General features: G+C 66.9%; 16 protein-coding genes. 12 read left to right on the top strand and 4 right to left on the bottom strand.

What is annotated here, in order from left to right:
• Positions 1 to 18: 18 nt before the first annotated feature.
• Together Q0L48_RS06975 and Q0L48_RS06970 are read left to right on the top strand one after the other, a co-directional pair.
• Complete coding sequence (locus Q0L48_RS06975) at positions 19 to 1,125, top strand: hypothetical protein (RefSeq protein ID WP_296718900.1); 1,107 nt, start codon at positions 19 to 21, stop codon at positions 1,123 to 1,125.
• Positions 1,122 to 2,150, top strand: a complete 1,029-nt coding sequence (locus tag Q0L48_RS06970) for a glycosyltransferase family 2 protein (protein ID WP_296718897.1) — start codon at positions 1,122 to 1,124, stop codon at positions 2,148 to 2,150. Before Q0L48_RS06975 ends, Q0L48_RS06970 begins: the two co-directional genes overlap by 4 nt.
• Here the strand turns inward: Q0L48_RS06970 and Q0L48_RS06965 are convergent.
• The gene (locus Q0L48_RS06965; RefSeq protein ID WP_296718894.1) at positions 2,069 to 3,370 is read right to left on the bottom strand and encodes a glycosyltransferase family 4 protein; all 1,302 of its coding nucleotides are present in this window, start codon (positions 3,368 to 3,370) and stop codon (positions 2,069 to 2,071) included. The two genes, Q0L48_RS06970 and Q0L48_RS06965, sit on opposite strands and share 82 nt — an antisense overlap.
• On the bottom strand, positions 3,367 to 4,692 hold the full coding sequence (locus Q0L48_RS06960; protein WP_296718891.1) for a glycosyltransferase family A protein: 1,326 nt from the start codon (positions 4,690 to 4,692) through the stop codon (positions 3,367 to 3,369). The genes Q0L48_RS06965 and Q0L48_RS06960 overlap by 4 nt, the downstream gene beginning before the upstream one ends.
• Before the next feature lie 197 nt (positions 4,693 to 4,889).
• On the opposite strand from Q0L48_RS06960, the gene Q0L48_RS06955 reads away from it, so the two are divergent.
• The 4 genes from Q0L48_RS06955 (at position 4,890) to Q0L48_RS06940 (ending at position 8,999) form a co-directional block, all read left to right on the top strand.
• Complete coding sequence (locus tag Q0L48_RS06955; RefSeq protein WP_296718889.1) at positions 4,890 to 5,870, top strand: glycosyltransferase family 2 protein; 981 nt, start codon at positions 4,890 to 4,892, stop codon at positions 5,868 to 5,870.
• Positions 5,871 to 5,966: 96 nt separating this feature from the next.
• Positions 5,967 to 7,283 (top strand): O-antigen ligase, encoded by a 1,317-nt coding sequence (locus Q0L48_RS06950; RefSeq protein WP_296718887.1) that lies wholly within the window; start codon positions 5,967 to 5,969, stop codon positions 7,281 to 7,283.
• Complete coding sequence (locus tag Q0L48_RS06945) at positions 7,280 to 7,849, top strand: polysaccharide biosynthesis/export family protein (protein ID WP_296718884.1); 570 nt, start codon at positions 7,280 to 7,282, stop codon at positions 7,847 to 7,849. Before Q0L48_RS06950 ends, Q0L48_RS06945 begins: the two co-directional genes overlap by 4 nt.
• 10 nt (positions 7,850 to 7,859) lie before the next feature.
• On the top strand, positions 7,860 to 8,999 hold the full coding sequence (locus tag Q0L48_RS06940) for a glycosyltransferase family 4 protein (protein ID WP_296718882.1): 1,140 nt from the start codon (positions 7,860 to 7,862) through the stop codon (positions 8,997 to 8,999).
• On the opposite strand, the gene Q0L48_RS06935 is transcribed toward Q0L48_RS06940, so the two are convergent.
• The gene (locus Q0L48_RS06935) at positions 8,954 to 10,144 is read right to left on the bottom strand and encodes a glycosyltransferase family 2 protein (RefSeq protein WP_296718880.1); all 1,191 of its coding nucleotides are present in this window, start codon (positions 10,142 to 10,144) and stop codon (positions 8,954 to 8,956) included. The genes Q0L48_RS06940 and Q0L48_RS06935 overlap by 46 nt on opposite strands.
• Between Q0L48_RS06935 and Q0L48_RS06930 the strand changes: the two genes are divergently transcribed.
• From Q0L48_RS06930 to Q0L48_RS06905, 6 genes are all read left to right on the top strand, one after another.
• Positions 10,134 to 10,313 (top strand): hypothetical protein, encoded by a 180-nt coding sequence (locus tag Q0L48_RS06930; RefSeq protein WP_296718878.1) that lies wholly within the window; start codon positions 10,134 to 10,136, stop codon positions 10,311 to 10,313. The two genes, Q0L48_RS06935 and Q0L48_RS06930, sit on opposite strands and share 11 nt — an antisense overlap.
• A 53-nt stretch (positions 10,314 to 10,366) precedes the next feature.
• Entirely contained in the window at positions 10,367 to 11,551 is a 1,185-nt protein-coding gene (locus tag Q0L48_RS06925) for a hypothetical protein (protein ID WP_296718874.1), read from the top strand.
• Between the two features lie 31 nt (positions 11,552 to 11,582).
• Positions 11,583 to 12,785 (top strand): DUF563 domain-containing protein, encoded by a 1,203-nt coding sequence (locus Q0L48_RS06920; RefSeq protein WP_296718873.1) that lies wholly within the window; start codon positions 11,583 to 11,585, stop codon positions 12,783 to 12,785.
• A complete protein-coding gene (locus Q0L48_RS06915; RefSeq protein WP_296718870.1) occupies positions 12,782 to 14,632 on the top strand; it encodes a glycosyltransferase in 1,851 nt (616 codons plus the stop codon). The genes Q0L48_RS06920 and Q0L48_RS06915 overlap by 4 nt, the downstream gene beginning before the upstream one ends.
• Before the next feature lie 134 nt (positions 14,633 to 14,766).
• A complete protein-coding gene (locus Q0L48_RS06910) occupies positions 14,767 to 15,708 on the top strand; it encodes a cell wall hydrolase (protein WP_296718869.1) in 942 nt (313 codons plus the stop codon).
• The gene (locus Q0L48_RS06905) at positions 15,705 to 16,133 is read left to right on the top strand and encodes a Rap1a/Tai family immunity protein (RefSeq protein WP_296718866.1); all 429 of its coding nucleotides are present in this window, start codon (positions 15,705 to 15,707) and stop codon (positions 16,131 to 16,133) included. Before Q0L48_RS06910 ends, Q0L48_RS06905 begins: the two co-directional genes overlap by 4 nt.
• A 17-nt stretch (positions 16,134 to 16,150) precedes the next feature.
• Here Q0L48_RS06905 and Q0L48_RS06900 read toward each other — a convergent pair whose 3' ends face one another.
• On the bottom strand, positions 16,151 to 16,324 hold the full coding sequence (locus tag Q0L48_RS06900; protein ID WP_296718865.1) for a hypothetical protein: 174 nt from the start codon (positions 16,322 to 16,324) through the stop codon (positions 16,151 to 16,153).
• Positions 16,325 to 16,375 lie beyond the last annotated feature (51 nt).

Below are 16,375 nucleotides of genomic sequence, written 5' to 3'. Positions count from 1 at the left end.
CACAGTCCAGGGGGGCCAGTGCCAGTTACGATCGCCTATCTCGTCCATGATCTGGGGGATGCTGCCGTTGCGCGGCGGGTCGCCAGTCTGACGGGCGGTGGCGGCGATGTCCGGCTGGCGGGCTTCTTCCGCCGACCGCCGCCCGACCGGGTAGCAGGCACGCAGCCGCTTGCTCTGGGCCGGACCGAGGATGCCCGGCTGGCCCGGCGCGCGCTGCTGGTGCTGCTGGTACTGCTGGCACCCGGACGGCTTGCCCCGCTGGTCCGGAACGCGAACGTCGTGATCGCGCGCAATCTCGAAATGCTGATCATCGCCGCCCGGCTGCGGCAATCGGGTCAGCGGCTGGTTTACGAATGCCTCGACATTCACCGGCTGATGCTGGGCAGCGGCATGGCGGGCAAGGCGATGCGCGCGATCGAACGGTGGCTGCTGCGGAAAGTCGATCTGGTGCTGGTCAGCTCGCCCGCGTTCGAACGCAGCTATTTCCGGCACCGTCAGCATCATCGCGGGCCGATCGAACTGGTCGAAAACAAGGTCGCGGCGATGCCCGCCGCGCTCGCCGGGCAAGCGCCGGAAGGGCGCTGGATCCTCGGCTGGTTCGGGATGTTGCGCTGCCGCCGCAGCCTCGACCTGCTGAGCCGGATCGCCGCCGGATCGCAGGGGCGCATCGGCGTGCTGATCGCAGGCATCCCCTCGGCCAGCGAGTTTCCCGATTTCGAGCGCGAGATCGCATCGCTGGACGGCGTGGAATTTGCCGGAGCCTATCGTCCGGACGACCTGCCCCGGCTTTACGCCCGCGTGCATTTCGCATGGTGCATCGACTATTTCGAAGAGGGCCTCAATTCACGCTGGCTGCTTCCCAATCGCCTGTATGAAAGCATCGCCCACGGCGCGGTGCCGATCGCGCTGGCGGGCGTGGAAACCGGGCGCTGGCTGGAAGAAGCCGATGTCGGGGTGACCCTGACGGACGGCGCCGACATCGGCCCGCTGCTTGCAGCGATGGACGCAGACCAATTCCGGGCACTGCGCCGGAAGGTCGCGGCGCTGCCTGCAGACCGGATCGCCTTCGCCCCACCTGACCATCAGCGCCTTGTCGCACGCCTCATAGGATCAGTCGCCGCATGACCACCAGCTTCAGCCGCGAAGAGGACACCGTCCTCACCATCATCCCATGCCTCAACGAAGCGGAGCACATCGCGCCGCTGCTGCGCGGCCTGCTGACCGATCCGGTCAACCGGCGGATCGTTGTCGCCGACGGGGGCAGCACCGATGGCTCGCGCGCGATCATCCGGCAGATGGCCGCGCAAGGCGACCGGATCGTGCTGATGGACAATCCCGACGGCATCCAGAGCGCCGGGATAAACCGTGCGGTGGAACGCTATGGCGCGGATGCGACATGGATCGCGCGGATCGATGCACACGGCGTCTATCCCGATCGCTATGTCTCGCGCCTGATCGCAACCGCGCAGACACAATCGGTCGATGCGGTGGTGGTCCGGCTGGAAACCTATGCCGAGAGCGGGTTCGCTCGCGGCGTGGCAGCAGCGCAGAACTCGCGGCTAGGCACCGGAGGCGCGGCGCACCGCACCGGCGGAGCGGGCGGGCTGGTCGATCATGGCCACCATGCGCTGATGCGGCGCGACGCGTTCGTGGCCGCGGGAGGCTATTGCGAGAACATGGCCTGCAACGAAGATGCCGAACTCGACCTGAGGCTGCTCGCCAACGGCGCGCGCATCTGGCTGGAGCCGGACCTGCCGGTGACCTATTTTCCGCGCCGGGGGCTGCGCAGTCTGTTGCGGCAATATTTCCGCTATGGCGCTGGCCGCGCAGCCACATCGCGGCGTCACCGGCGCCGCCTGCGCCCGCGTCAGGCCTTGCCACTGGCGGTCGCCCCGGCCTGCGCGCTGGCTTTGGGCGCACCGATCGTCCCGGCGCTTGCGTTACCGGCGCTGGGATGGGCGGGCGTATGTCAGGCGTGGGGTATCGCGCTGGCGCTGCGCCAACGGCGTGCCGACGCGGCCTGGGCGGGCAGCGCGGCGATGATCATGCATGTTGGCTGGTCGGCGGGCTACTGGAAGCAGGAGATCGGCGCGCTGGCATCGGGGGGCAGAAGCCTGCCCGGCCCGGCACTACCCTTCGCCGCATCCTGAAGCCATTCGCGAAAGGCGCGGTGTGCGCTGCGCGGCGCAAAGTGCTGCGTCACCGCCCGCAACGCTTCGGCAGAAAGCCGCGTGCGCAAATCCTCGCTGCGCTGCAGTGCCACGATGCCCGCAGCGAAGCCTTCCGCGCTTCCGGCTTCGATCACCGCCCGACCGCACGTCTCGGCCACGCCCTGCAGCGTCACCGGGGTCGCCACCACCGGGCGGCCCTTCGCCAGCGCCTCGACCAGCTTGATCTTCAGCCCCGACCCGAACCGCAGCGGCGAGATCACGATCCCGGCCTCGGCGTAACACGGGTCAAGATCGGGGACGAGGCCAAGCAGGCGCACACCTTCGGGCGCGCTTCCGGCGAAATCCGTGCAGACCGTGCCCGCCACATCGAGCCGGGTGCCGGGCGAGGCGGCCATGAGCATCGGCCAGCATTGTTCGAGAAACCAGCCGAGACCGTGGGTGTTGGGCGCGGTGCGGCTGCCGACGAACAGCAGGCGGAAAGGGTCGCCCGGCGCAGGCGGAGGATCGGGTTCGTGCGCGGCGGGGGCGATGACGATCCGGCTTGCGGGCAAGGCATCGTGCAAAAAGGCGGCCTCTTCCTGCTGGATTGCGATCACCGTGCCGGCGCGCGCCAGCATCGCCAGTTCCGCGTCACGGGTCAGCAGGGCCACGCTGTCCTTATCCCCGCCTTCGCCCGATGCCGGGCGGGCGTGGAACAGGTCGTGCATGATGATGGCGCTGCGGGTGCGGGGCGTGCCGAGCACGCCGAAGGCTTCGGCCTGAAACGCGTAGTCGGCGATGACCACCTCCCAGTCGCGCGGGCTTGCTTCGGTGCGTAGCCATTCGCGGTCGGCTTCGCTCCATTCCTCGGCAATCGCATAGGGACGTGGCCGGTCGCGGGTCCAGCCGCCGGTGAAGCCAATCCGCCGCGCCAGCCCGCGTGCAGCGCCGATGGCAGCATCGCGCCACACAGCGGGATCGCGGGATACGAACCAGCGGCCGATGCGGGTGACGCCGCGCACCTTGTGGCTGGCAAACACGTCGATATCCTCGCGCGTCCGGAAGAATGGTATACGGCCCATGATGGCAGGCGATGGCTGCAACAGATGCGGTTCCATCCCCGCATCGCGGATCGTCTGGGCAAGGCCGATCAGATAGGCCGAGCTCCCATTGGTCGCCCCGATCAGGCGTTGGCGGCTGACGATCAGCACCTGCTTCACGCCGCGACCTCCGCCTGTGCGCGGCTGCGCGGTGCGTCTACGTCTGCTGCAACGGCGAAGCGCAGCAATTCCGCGGGCCGAGCAGGAAGCACAGAATCGATCAGGGGGTGGCAGAACGACCCGTCGCCGATCACCGGCGCACGGTCGGCGATCACGAAGGCGGCGGGATCGCATTGATCTTCATCCGCCACCAGCACCAGCGATGCCCCGCGCCCCGCCTGTGCCAGAACCAGCGGATCGGCGCAGCGCGCATCCTCGATCCACCGCAGGTCGCAGCCCTGCCCGGCCAGCAGCCGTGCCGCCCGCTCGATCCGTGAGCCGGGCAGCGGCGCGCCGCACAAAACCGCCGCCCAGCGCGCGCTCGCCCGATCGCGTGCGGGAAACCCGATGCGCCGTGTCAGCCCTTCGCGCGCGCTGCGGACCATCAATCGCGCCGCTGCCGGATCGCGCAGCAAGCGTGCGCAACCCGATGCAATGCGCCCCGCCTTGATGTCCGCCACCGCCTCGGCATGGGCCAGCGCCGCGACCAGCGAATGCCGCCGCGCCGCGCGCGCTTCGGCCAACGGCGTGCCGGGCGCAGCGCAAGGGCGTTCGTCCTCGGCTGCGATCAGCGCGCGCAGATCCTCGCATCCCAACCGGAACGAGGTCGAGCCGGAATGGCGGCGGTAAAAATAGGTCGGTTCAGGCGAGAACGCATAGGCCAGCCCCTTTGCCAGCGTGCGTTCGATCAGATCGTAATCCTCCCCGATCCGCAGCCGCGCATCATAGCGCAAGCCGTGCGCGGCCAGCGCATCGCGCCGGAACAGCGGCTTGAGGTAACCGAGCGAGACTCCGGCACGGTCAAGCCGTCCGGCCTCGACGAAGGGCGCAAGTTCGATGGTGCGCTCCGCCGACCAGTCGCTGCCGGACGCGAACAGCGCGGCGTTGTCCGCATCGAAAGCGATCATGTTCGCCGCCACCAGCGAGGCACCGCTGCGGCGGGCCAAGTCCAGCAGGTTGCGGGCGTGGTGCGGGTGAAGGATGTCGTCACTGTCGAGGATGGCTGCCCACGGCGCACGCGCCAGTTCAAGGCTGCGATTGCGGACAGCGGCGAGCCCCTGCCGCGGGCCGGGCTCCAGCCGCACGCGCGCATCTTCGGCAGCGTGGCGGCGCACGATCGCGCAGGTCGCATCGGTCGATCCGTCATCGACCACCAGAATCTCCAGCTCCGTCAGGCTCTGCCGCCGCGCCGAGGCGATTGCGGCGTCGATATGCGCGGCTCCGTTGCGGACCACCATCAGCAGCGAAAGCTGCGGGGGGCAAAGTGCCGAACCGGCGGGCATGGCTAGCTGTGATTCCTCCTGATTGCGCCGCAACGAAGCGATAGGACAGGCAGGCGGATGGCTGACCTTAACAGGGTTAGTTTCGCCCCACCGGCGTCCGCCTAGTGACAGATTGGCCGGATCGGTGGCGCAGCCAGCCAGTTTCGGAACCCGATCATACGTCCAGTCACAGGCAGGAGCGAAGGGCGAAAGACACCATGAAGGACATCGGCGTCATAATCCCCGCGATGAACGCTCAGGACACGATCGGGCGCGCTGTCGCATCGGCTCTCGTGCAGAATGAAGTGTCCGAAGTGGTCGTGGTCGACGATGCCTCGCGCGATCACACCGCGCAGGCCGCACGCGCTGCCGATGACGGATCGGGGCGCCTGAAAGTCATCGCCAGCGCCCGTAATCTGGGACCAGCCGGTGCGCGCAACCTTGCCATTGCGCAATCTTTCGCCCCGCATATCGCGATACTCGATGCCGATGATTTCCTGCTCGCCGGGCGTTTCGCCGCGCTGGCCGACCCGGAGGCGGACTGGGATCTTTCGGCTGACAACGTCGTCTTCGCATCCGCCGAAAAAGCACAGCAGTTTGCGGGCCAAGCCGCGTTCGATACCGGGGGCATGGCCCAGCGGCTCACCTTCGAACGGTTCGTCCGGGCCAACATGTCACGCCCCGATCGTCCACGCGGCGAGTTCGGCTTTCTCAAGCCGGTGATCCGGCGCGCATTCCTGGAACAGCACAATCTGGCCTATAACGAGCGCCTGCGGCTGGGCGAAGACTTCGAACTTTATGCCCGGATGCTGCTGGCGGGTGCGCGGTTCCGGATCATCGCGGCCTGCGGTTACGTGGCGGTCGAAAGCGCAACTTCGCTCAGCGCGAACCACTCGGCGGCCGATCTTGCTGCACTGGTGGCAGCTGACCAGCGGATGCTTGATCAATCGCTGTCGCCCACCGATCGCAGCGCGCTGGCCGCACATCACGCGCAATGCGCCGAGCGCTGGCATCACCGGCATTTTCTGGATGCCAAGCGCGAACGTGGTCTGGTGCGGGCGCTGGCCGAAAATGCTGCTTTGCCGCGCCTGATCCTTGATGCCGCCAAAGGCGTGGCGCAGGACAAGTGGCGCGACCACCAGCGCAAGACGGGCGGGCCGACGCCCCCGCCCGAGCCGCGCTTTCTCGTAGGCCCATAACAGCAGCAGCGCACCGCATCAGTCTAACCTGTGTGATCAAATCCTTGCGGCGCTTCGGCCACGGTTCCGCCCGCAGCAAACAGGGAGCCGACAAGCTTGGCGAGGTCAGACAGGATCGTGCGACAGGGATGGAGCGGGGCGGACGAGGTCTTCGGCTTCGAACGCCTGCCCGTGTTCCCGTTCGCGGTTCTGATGATCTTCTGCCTGTGCGTGCCGGCCATCGGCGTTGTGGCACTGCTGCTGCAGATCGCCGCATTCGGCGCGATCCTCGCGATTTACTGGCGGCGCCTGCCCGCGATGCTGCTGGCCGCGCTGCCGTTCGTCCTGCTTCCCGTTTTCGCCACCCTTTCGGCGCTGTGGTCCGACGTGCCGATGATCTCGCTGCGCTACGGCGTGCAACTGTTTTTGACCGTGCTGATGGGCGTTGCGCTCGCCCGCGTTCTGGATCTGCGCCAGCTGGTGCTGGCCATATTCATCGGCGTTTCGCTCGCCTGCCTGCTGGGCCTCGCCTCGGGTCGGACCGGTTTGTCGGAAGACGGCGCGGTGCTGATCGGGCTGGCGGGGTCGAAAAACCAGTTCAGCTATTTCGCACTGTTCTGGCTCGGTTCGGCCCTGTGCGTGCTGGCTTCGGCGAAATATCGCCTGCCCGCCAGGGTCATGGCCGCACTGGCGCTGGTGCCGGCGGCTTTCGTGCTGGTGCAGGGCAGTTCGATGACCGCCATCATTTCGGCGGCGGTCATGGCGGCAATGCTGGCGTTGCTGGCGCTTGCCCACTGGCTCGGGCGCGGCGGACGGATGTTCGCGCTGGCCGCAGCGGGACTGCTCACCGTGCCGGTGCTGGTCGCCTTGCCCCAGATCGAAGCCGAGGCGAACCGCTTCCGCTCCGATGTGCTGGGAAAGGATTCGCGGCTGACGGGCCGCACCTTGCTGTGGGAGGCCGCCGACAGCCTGATCCGCCAGCAGCCGGGGATCGGCCATGGTTACAAGGCGATCTGGTTGGGGCCGCAGGGCAAGGGGCTGCTCGCCCGTAACGGCCAAAGCGACGGGCGCGCCTTCCACTTTCACGATACCTTCCGCGAATTGCAGGCCGATCTGGGGATGGTGGGCCTGCTGCTGTTCCTCGGCCCGTTCGGTTTCGTTCTGCTGCGAAGCATTCTGCTGCTGATCGCCCGCGTGGACGCGCCGCGCGCCTTTGCGTTTGTGACGCTGCTGACGATCCTGCTGCGGGTCCGCACCGAACTGGTCATCGGCCCGTTCCTGACCGAGACCGTGGTGCTTTACGCCGTGCTCGCCGCGCTGATCGCGCTGCCGCTGGGTTCGCCCGACCGCGCGCATGGGCGTGAAAGAACCGGCGTCCTGCGCCCCCGACCATCACCCCGAACCCGTTCCCGACCCGAAAGGAAACCTGCATGATTTCCCGGCTGATCGCATTCTTCGTCGCCTGCCTGTCACTGGCGCTCGCCGCCTGCTCTGGCGGAGGCGACCTGCCGCGCGCGACGCCGATCGCAGCCAGCGCGCCCTATACGCTGGGGGCTGGCGACAAGCTGCGCATCATCGTGTTCGGCGAGGAAACCCTGACCGGCGAATACCGCGTGACCGGAGCGGGCGACGTGTCCTTCCCGCTGATCGGCAACATAAAGGTCGAGGGGCGCACGGTCGAGGATCTCCAGACCGATCTCACCACCCGGCTCGGTGCAGGCTATCTGGCAGACCCGCGGGTGAGCGCCGAAATCATCGATTACCGCCCCTATTACATCCTCGGCGAGGTCGCCCGGCCGGGGCAATATGACTATTCGGTAGGGCTCACCATCGAACAGGCGATCGCCGCCGCAGGCGGCTTCACCTACCGCGCGAAAAGCGACCGGGTGTTCCTGAAACGGGCGACCCAGACGCGCGAGAGCCTTGTCGATCTTGACGAGAACCCCGCCTTCCTGGTGCGCCCGGGCGACACGATCAGGATCGGCGAGCGCTTTTTCTAGGCGCGGCGTCGTGACTGCCGCGTCCGGTTCCACCCGGCGGCTGCGCATCCTCGTCTACGCCAATGTCGAACGCGATGAAGCGGGCGGGGCGCAGGCGGTCGTGCGTTCGTTGTGCGATCATCTGCGCGGGCAAGGCCACCGGGTCTCGCTCGGCTGGAGCAGCGCGAGCGGAGGCGGAAAGTGCGATGCCGACGAATGGGCAGAGCAGTTCCCCGTGCGCACCGGGCAGCTGCGGTGGTTGCACCTGCCCACCGCCGTGCATCTGCTGACCCGATTGCTGCGCGAGCGGCCCGATGTGGTGAACATCCATTTCGCCTCACCATCGGCGCGCTATTTCTATCTGTTCGCGCCTCTGCTCGGCTATCGCACGGTATTGACCTGCCATGGCAGCGACGTGCTGCGCCCGCTGCCGCAGGACGCGCCGCAGCTTGCCGCCATCATCACAGGTGCGGACGCGGTGACGGCCGTATCGCACGACATAGCTACGAAGATCGACGAGGAATTGGGCCCGCAGCGGGTGCGCGAGGTCACGGTGATCGCCAACGGGGTCGACGCCAGCTTCTGGCACCCCGCCTCGCCCGACGCCCCCGGACAACGCCCGGCGGAAGGGCGGATTGTCGCGATCGGCAGGCTCGAAGAGGTCAAGGGGTTCGACCTGCTGATCGAAGCGCTCGCCCGCCTGCGCGTCGCCGGTACCCCGGTGCGCCTGTCACTCGTCGGCGACGGATCGCAGCGGGCGGCGCTCGAACAACAGGCGCAGCGGGCCGGGGTGGGCGATCAGATCGAATTTGTCGGGCGGTTGTCGCGCGAGGCGGTCCGCGCCCGCCTGCACGCAGCCGATCTGTTCGTCTTGCCCTCACGCAGCGAAGGCACTCCGCTTGCTCTGCTTGAAGCAATGGCGACCGGAATGGCCTGTGTCGCCGCCGACGTGGGCGGTGTGGCACGCACCGCGGCGGGCACTGCCGAGCTGGTGCCCGCAGAAGACCCCGACGCTTTGGCGGCGGCAGTGGGGCGGTTGCTGAACGATTCTGCCGCGCGCGGCGCGTTGGGACATCAGGCGCGCAAACGGGCGATGGATTTCTCGATCGAGCACAGCCACGATACCTACGCGGCTGTCTTGCGTGGCGTGGCCTGCGGGGTGGAACGATAAGCGATCAGCCGGTCGGCACCTGCCGCCAGCAGCGCCGCCGTACCAAAGGCGCGTGCACCCCATTCCAGCAAGTGCGCCGCATCCTCGAACCGCCCGTCCCGCAGCAATTCACGCATCCGCCAGGGCATTTGCCGCGCCATCGCCTTGCGCAGGGATAGCGGCAGATGGCGCGCGCCCAGTTGCTCGGGATCATGCGAGCCATCGATCAAATCATCGATCCCGTAACGCGCCCCGAGAAGATCGCCCGCGATCATCAGTTCGCGCGGTGTCGGAGCACCGTTGCCGAGGCGTTCGGCATAGCGAACAAGATGATACGCCGCGCGGTCGTGGACCTTGCGCATGAACATGATGATGGCGCGCTGAAGAATGGCCAGCCGTTCGCCCTCCGGCCCTGCAGGACTATCGGAAAACGGCTGGAAATCCGCATCGCTCCACGTCGCATCAAGCTCACGGAACATCATCTGTTCGGCTTCGATCCAACCCGACACGGTGTCCTTGGCAACGACCTTGCCCTTGCTGGTGTTGCGAGCCGCAACATGCTTGCGCTGGTGGAGCGTGATCCCGCCCGCGTAGACCCCCGGCGCAGCCCGCGCGATTCGCAAGATCATGTCGTAATCCTGCCCGCGCGGCAGGTTGCGGCGGTAGGGCGCGGCGGCCACCTGCAGATCGCGCCGTACCATCCATGCCGGATTCGGCAGAAAGCAGCATTGCATAAGCTGCACCAGCAGCCGCTTTTCTCCCAGCTGTGGCAGGGGTTCGATGTCGGTGCTGGAAAACGCGTTCTCCGACGGTCCGGAAAACCGGACGAACCGTCCGAAAGAAAATCCCGCTTCCGGCGCGGCGACAAGTGCTGCGACATGTGCGGCCAGTGCGCCGGGCGGCAGCAGATCATCATCATCGAGCACCAGCAGCGCATCGCCCGACGCTGCCGCAATCCCGCGGTTCAGCGCCGCCGATTTGCCCGCGTTGTCCTGTCGCAGATACCTCACCGGATCGCCGAAATTCGACACGACATCAGCGGTTCGATCGGTCGATCCGTCATCGACCACGATAATCTCCGCTGGCGGATGCGATTGGCCCAGCGCCGAAGCGATGCTCTCACCGATCAGGTGCGCACGATTGAAGGTCGGGAGGATGATCGACACCCGCAAATCATCTTCGCCGCTGATCGGCAGCGCCCTGCGAGCTTGCGAATTTGCCATTTGCTGGAGGATGCGAAAGATGCCGCCGGACGTCCCTAACCTGCTTAAGGGCGATTTGCGGAACAAAGCTGTCTTTTTGCATCGCAGCAACAGCGCGTGTCTGGCGGCCTGATCGCCCCTGTTCGTGACGCCGCAAACCTACCGTCGCCAATCACGGGAGTTCCCATGACGATGAGTTTTCATGAACCGCAGCGTTCCGGCTCCAACAAGCCCCGCGTTCTATTCCTGCTCAAGGAATATCCGCAGATCAGCCAGACCTATATCAAGAACGAAATCGAGGCGCTGACCGAGGATTACGAGGTCGCGATCGTCACCCGCAAGGGCCCCGACATTCCCTATGACAATCACCTGCCGCACAGCTTCGCCGAGGATATGGACGATTTCGTCGCGGCGGTGCGCGCGTTCCGGCCGGACATTCTCCACACCCACTATCTGACCGAACTGCGCTTTATCGGCCAGCTTTCCGAGATCACCGACATTCCCTTCACCGTGCGCACCCATTCGTTCGACACCATCGCGCTGCGCAAGAAGAGCCTGAAGGGCCGAATCAAGCAGATGATCAAGCGCCAGCCGCCGCTGGAACGCACGCCGTGGTTCATGGAAGGGATCCGTGCGATGGACAGCGATCTGTGCCTGGGGGTGCTGACCTTCCCCTGCTCGCGCGAGTGGTTGCGCCGGGCCGGAGTGAGCGAGGCCAAGCTGATCGATTGCTTTCCGGTGGTGCGGTTCGAACATTTTCACGACCGATCGCCCAATGGCGACGCGGTGATGAACACCGGGGTCGCCACCCCGAAGAAGGCCATGCCCGATTTCCTGCGGCTGGCGAAGAAGGTGCCCGAACGCGAGTTCAACCTCTATGCCATGGGCTATCACATCGACGGGCTGAAGCGCGATGCAGCCGAGATGGGCGCGCGGGTCAATTTCATCGACCCGATCCAGCCCGAAGCCATGCCGGCCGAATACAAGAAGCACCGCTGGCTGGTCTATACCGGCGATTTCGACATCCCCACCGTCGGCTGGCCGATGGCCATCGCCGAAGCGCAGGCCGCCGGCGTCGGCGTGTGCATGCCCAACCTGCGCCCCGACCTTGCGCAATATGTCGGTGAAGGCGCGGGCGTGCTCTACGATTCGATCGACGAATTGCCGGGAATCGTATCCGGCCCCGTGCCAGAGGAAATGCGCGAGCGCGGTTTCGAACAGGCGAAAAAATCCGACATCGAGCGGCACAAGCACCTGCTTACCGATCTGTGGGACGAGGCGCTGCGGGGGCGCACGCCCGATTACCATGCCATCGCAGTCGCAAGCGCCGAGGGCGACACTGCCGCTCTCGACATTGCGCGCACTGCATGAACATCCAGAACCCGGCAGGGACGGCGGGAACATGAAGAGCGGAACGCTGCAGATGCCTTTGGCCGACCTGCCCTATTCAATGCTGTGGCACCTCAAGCGGATGCCCCAACGCGCGGTCGAACACGGCGTCCCGCCCGCCTTGCTCGGCTGGCGCTGGCGCACGCGCGAAGGTCTGGACGAATATCTTGCGCGGATCGGCAGGCTGCACACCAAGCAGGTGATCCGTCCCGCCTCGCGCAGCGCCTTTCCGCTGCCGCGCAACGTGACGCAGCGCGACGCGCTTAGCCGCGACGGCGCGCTGTGGGGCTATTCGCAATATGACGTGCCCGAACGCGCGGTGTCCGAAAGCTGGATCGCGCGCATTCCCGATGTCCGCCTGCTGTTCTTCCACACGCCCGGCAAGCGCGATTTCTTCCCCGCCATCATCACAGCCGACGATACGTCGCTGGAATGCCGGGAGATTTCGCACCGGGCGGGTCACGCCGCGCAGTCAGCGATGCAAAAGGGCTCGGCTCAGCACTTCGCCCGCGCCACGTGGATTCTCGAGCGCGCCTATCACAACCATTCGCACTGGCTTACCGCGCACCTGCCCAAGCTGCTGCTGCTCAAGGAGCGCGGGATGCTGGGCGAGGTGCTGATGCCGCGCCAGCGTACGCGGGTAATGGACGCGAGCATGCGGATGCTGGGGATCGATCCCGAAGCGTTCCGCTCGTTCGACCCTGCGCGTCCGGTCGAAGTGGACGAATTGACGCTGGTGGGCACCGACCGCTTCGACCCCGCCCATATGCGCGCGGTGCGCGATGCCTTCGCCGAACCCGGCTCGAGCGCCGCCGCACCCCATCGCCGCATCTTCATCAGCCGCGAGAAATCGCGCGGGCGGCGGATCACCAACGAGAGCGCGCTATGGGCGATGCTGCACCGGCGCGGCTTCGAAAAGGTGTTGATGGAAGACCTCGCCTTTCCCGAACAGGTGCGGATGATGCAGCAGACCCGCGTGCTGCTGGCTCCGCACGGCGCGGGGCTGACCAATATGCTGTTCTGTCCCGAGGCCGGTCATGTGGTCGAAATGGCCGATCCCGGCTTTCCCAATCCCAATTTCTACGCGCTCGCTGCGAGCCTCGGGCTTGGCTACTGGCTGCTGCACGAGCAGGCGGGCGAGGCCGATCACCCGCTCGACCGCGACCTCACCATCGATATCGCGCGGGTCGAGGAGGCGCTCGAGGTGATCGGGTGAAAGTCTCGGTCGTCATCCCCTGCCTCGATTCCGAGGTCTATCTTGGCGCAGCAATCCGCTCGCTGCTGAACCAGACGCACCCGCCGCACGAGATCATCGTCGCGGATAATGGCTCGGCCGACGGCAGCCGCGATGTCGCGCGCAGCTTCGGCAGTCCGGTGCGGGTGATCGAGGTAGCGATGCGCGGTGCCAGCCGGGCGCGGCTGGCAGGCGCGGCCGAAGCGCAGGGCGAGGCGTTGATGTTCCTCGACGCGGATGATCTGATCGCGCCTGAAACGCTCGAGGCGATGGTCGCGGCGCTGGAAGCGGGCGCGGGCGAGATCGCGGTCGCACCGTGGTATCGGCTCGAACGAAGCGGCCCGGCATGGGTCTGGGCGCCGCCGTCCTGCGCACCGCGCCGCCCGGGGCAGGATGACCTCGCGGCATGGCTCACCGGCTGGTATCACCCGCCCTGCAGCGTGTTGTGGAGCCGCGAGGCCTATGATCGCAGCGGCGGCTGGGATCCCGACATCGGGGTCAATGACGATGGCGACATCATGATGCGCGGACTGGTGCGGGGCAATGTTCTTGCACCGACAGCGCAGGGCGCGGGGTTTTACCGCCGTACCGGTGCACACTCGCTATCGGCGGGCGGGATGAGCCGCGAAGGGCTCGGATCGCGCCTCGCCGTGCTCGAACGGATTACCCGCCTGTTGCAGATCGAGGGGCGGGTTCAGAACTATCGCGAGCCGCTTGGCGAGGCTTTTCATATGCTGGCCGCCGATCTTGGCGCCAACGAAGCAGCGCTTGCGCAGCGCTGTACCGATGCCTTGGCGCGGCTGGGAAACCCGCCGCCGCCGGATAGCTATCGCACAGGCAGCCTGCCGCTGGGTTCCGGACCGCCCGGACCGGCCCCGGCGCAGCCTGCGCCGTCCCCGGCAGCAACGACCGATACCGCCACCCTCCCGCTCATCAGTGTCGTCATCCCCGCCTATAATCGCGCCGCAACCATCGCGCGCGCCGTGAACAGCGCGCTCGCGCAGGATTACGACCGGTTCGAGATCATCGTGGTCGACGACGGTTCGACCGATAACACCCGCGCCGCCCTCGAAGCGATCACCGACTCGCGCCTGCGGCTCGTCGCCCAGCCCAATGCCGGGGTCGCTGCCGCGCGCAATCGCGGCATCGCCGAAGCGCGCGGCGAATTTGTCGCTCTGCTCGATTCCGATGACGAATGGCTTCCCGGAAAACTCGCCGCCCAGGCCGAATGCTTCATGCGCGGTTCGCCCCGGCTCGGCCTCGTCTACACTGGCTTCGAAAGCCTCGGCGCAGACGGCGTGCGCCATGTGCACGAGGCACGGCATCGCGGCTGGATCTACCGCGACCTGCTGGCCCGTAACGTGGTGACGGGCAGCGGTTCGACAACCATGTTCCGGCGCGCGGCGCTGGATCTGGTCGGCGGCTTCGACACCGCGCTCCCCGCCAATGAGGATTACGATCTCGTGCTGCGCGTCGCCCGCTTCTTCGAAGCGGACTGCGTGGCTGCACCCGCCGCGCGCTATCACGACAGCGGGGATATGACGCATCAAGGCGGCGCCGCCCGCGTCTCGCGCAACCCGCACGCCAACCGCGTTTCTCGCCGCATCCTGATGGCGCGGTATGGCGATGACATGAAGCGCGCCGGGGTCGCGCACCTGTTCTTCATCGCCTGCGCCGAACGCGAGCTGTTTCTGGCAGGGGGGCGCACCACCAATGCGCTGGCGCATGCGGCCCGCGCGATCCGCCACCGGCCGGATCGGCCCTTCACATGGCGCTGGGCGCTTACCCAATTTCTGCCCCGCTGGCTGAGGGGCACAGCGCGGGCCTAGGGCGGCTCCCCGCACAAAGCGCGAGGATAACAACCCATTTTAGGGCCGCAGCGCCGCCTTTGCGGCAGCGCCGTGCGCGACGCGATGCCCCGCAGCCCCCTCGCTCAATTTTTCCGAGGAGAACCGCGACGCCTATGTCTTCCGCACAGACTGCCAATACCAGCTTCGCCTACCGCGCGCCCTCCCCCCGCTCGAACCGGGCGGGCAAACGCTACGCCTGGGGCCTGCGCGCTGCAGCGATGCTGGCGGCGGCGGTGCTGTTCGTCGTGCCGGAACAATCCGGCAATTCGGCCAGCTTCGAAGCCGCCCTGCCCAACCTGACAGCGGCTCACGATCCGCAGTCGCGTAGCGGCGAAGCGGTGCCGGCATCCCAGCCGGTGCAGATCGCGATCGATCCCGCCGTGCCCTTCATCGCATCCTATGGCGATGCGGCCAGCCCGCGCCGCGCCGAGGATTGCCTGACGCAAGCGATCTATTACGAAGGCGCGATAGAGCCCGAAGCCGGTCAACGCGCCATCGCGCAGGTCGTTCTCAACCGCGTGCGACACCCGGAATATCCCAACAGCGTGTGCGGCGTGGTGTTCGAAGGCCAGCACCTGTCGACCGGCTGCCAGTTCACCTTCACCTGCGATGGTTCGCGCGCCCGCGCCCCGATGCCCACCCTGTGGCGCAAGGCCAATCTCGTCGCCAAGGCAGCCTTGGGCGGGATGGTGGCAAAAGACGTCGGGCTGTCGACCCATTATCACGCCGACTACGTGCAGCCGTATTGGAGCCGCTCCCTCGATTACACCGGCCAGATCGGACGCCACGTGTTCTATCGCTGGCGCGGAAATGCGGGACGGCCTCAGGCGTTCTCGTCAGCCTATGCCGGGCGCGAGCCGCTGATCGCGGAATGGAACGCGCGGTCCGCTGTCACGCCTGAGCCGCAGCAAACCCTGGCGGCCGTCAGCGCGCCCGACAATGACGCGGGCAACAGAACCATCGCATTGCCCGCAGGCAACGTGCGTCCCGCAGCGCCCGCCGCGTTCAAGGCCCGTCCGCTGCGCCTCGCGACGGCAGAAGATCGGTCGCAATGAGGTTTGGCCATCGGGGCGCAGCGCTGATCGGTCTGGCGTTGGCAGCGGCTGTGCCGGTCATACCGCTTGCTGCGCAGAGCAGCCGGGGCACGCTCGCGTCCGATCCGGTCGAGGGGTTCGAATCTGCCGGCGAGCTGCTGCGCAAATGCCGCGAAAGCTCCAGCTTCGGGCGGAGCTACTGCTTCGCCTATCTTGCCGCGACGGCAGATGCGGCGCGATCTTACCGGGAATGGCTGGGCGGCGGCGATCCGTGCCTTCCCCGCGACCTTACGCTCGGCCAGCTCGCCGATGTGTTCGAGGCGCATCTGGTCGCCAATCCGTCGCTCACCACGGCGCAGGCGGCATCGGTGGTGGTGTCGGCGTTGCAGGAAACGTTTCCCTGTCCGGTCACGCCCATTGCCCCGCCAGGCGGCGCCCCCGGTTAATCGCGGACTCGCCCGTTTCAGAAGAGCGCGCGCACCGCGAAGAAGACTGCGGTCCACAAGGTCACCGGCACCACCAGCATGATCGCCAATCGCACCGGTCGGGGAAACGGCCGGTCGCTGCGCCGCCCCCGCGTTTCCCGGGTTGGGTTCGCGGGCCTCGCTCCGCTCTGTAGTCCTGCGATCTTCATCATTGCCGCTCCCCGGAAATGCGCGATGCGCTTAACCCGCGCATTCTCTTGCAT

The sequence above is a fragment of the Erythrobacter sp. genome, from assembly GCF_024305245.1.
Taxonomy (GTDB): domain Bacteria; phylum Pseudomonadota; class Alphaproteobacteria; order Sphingomonadales; family Sphingomonadaceae; genus Erythrobacter.
Note: the sequence above shows the minus strand (reverse complement) of the source record. Positions and strands in the feature narration are given on the sequence as shown.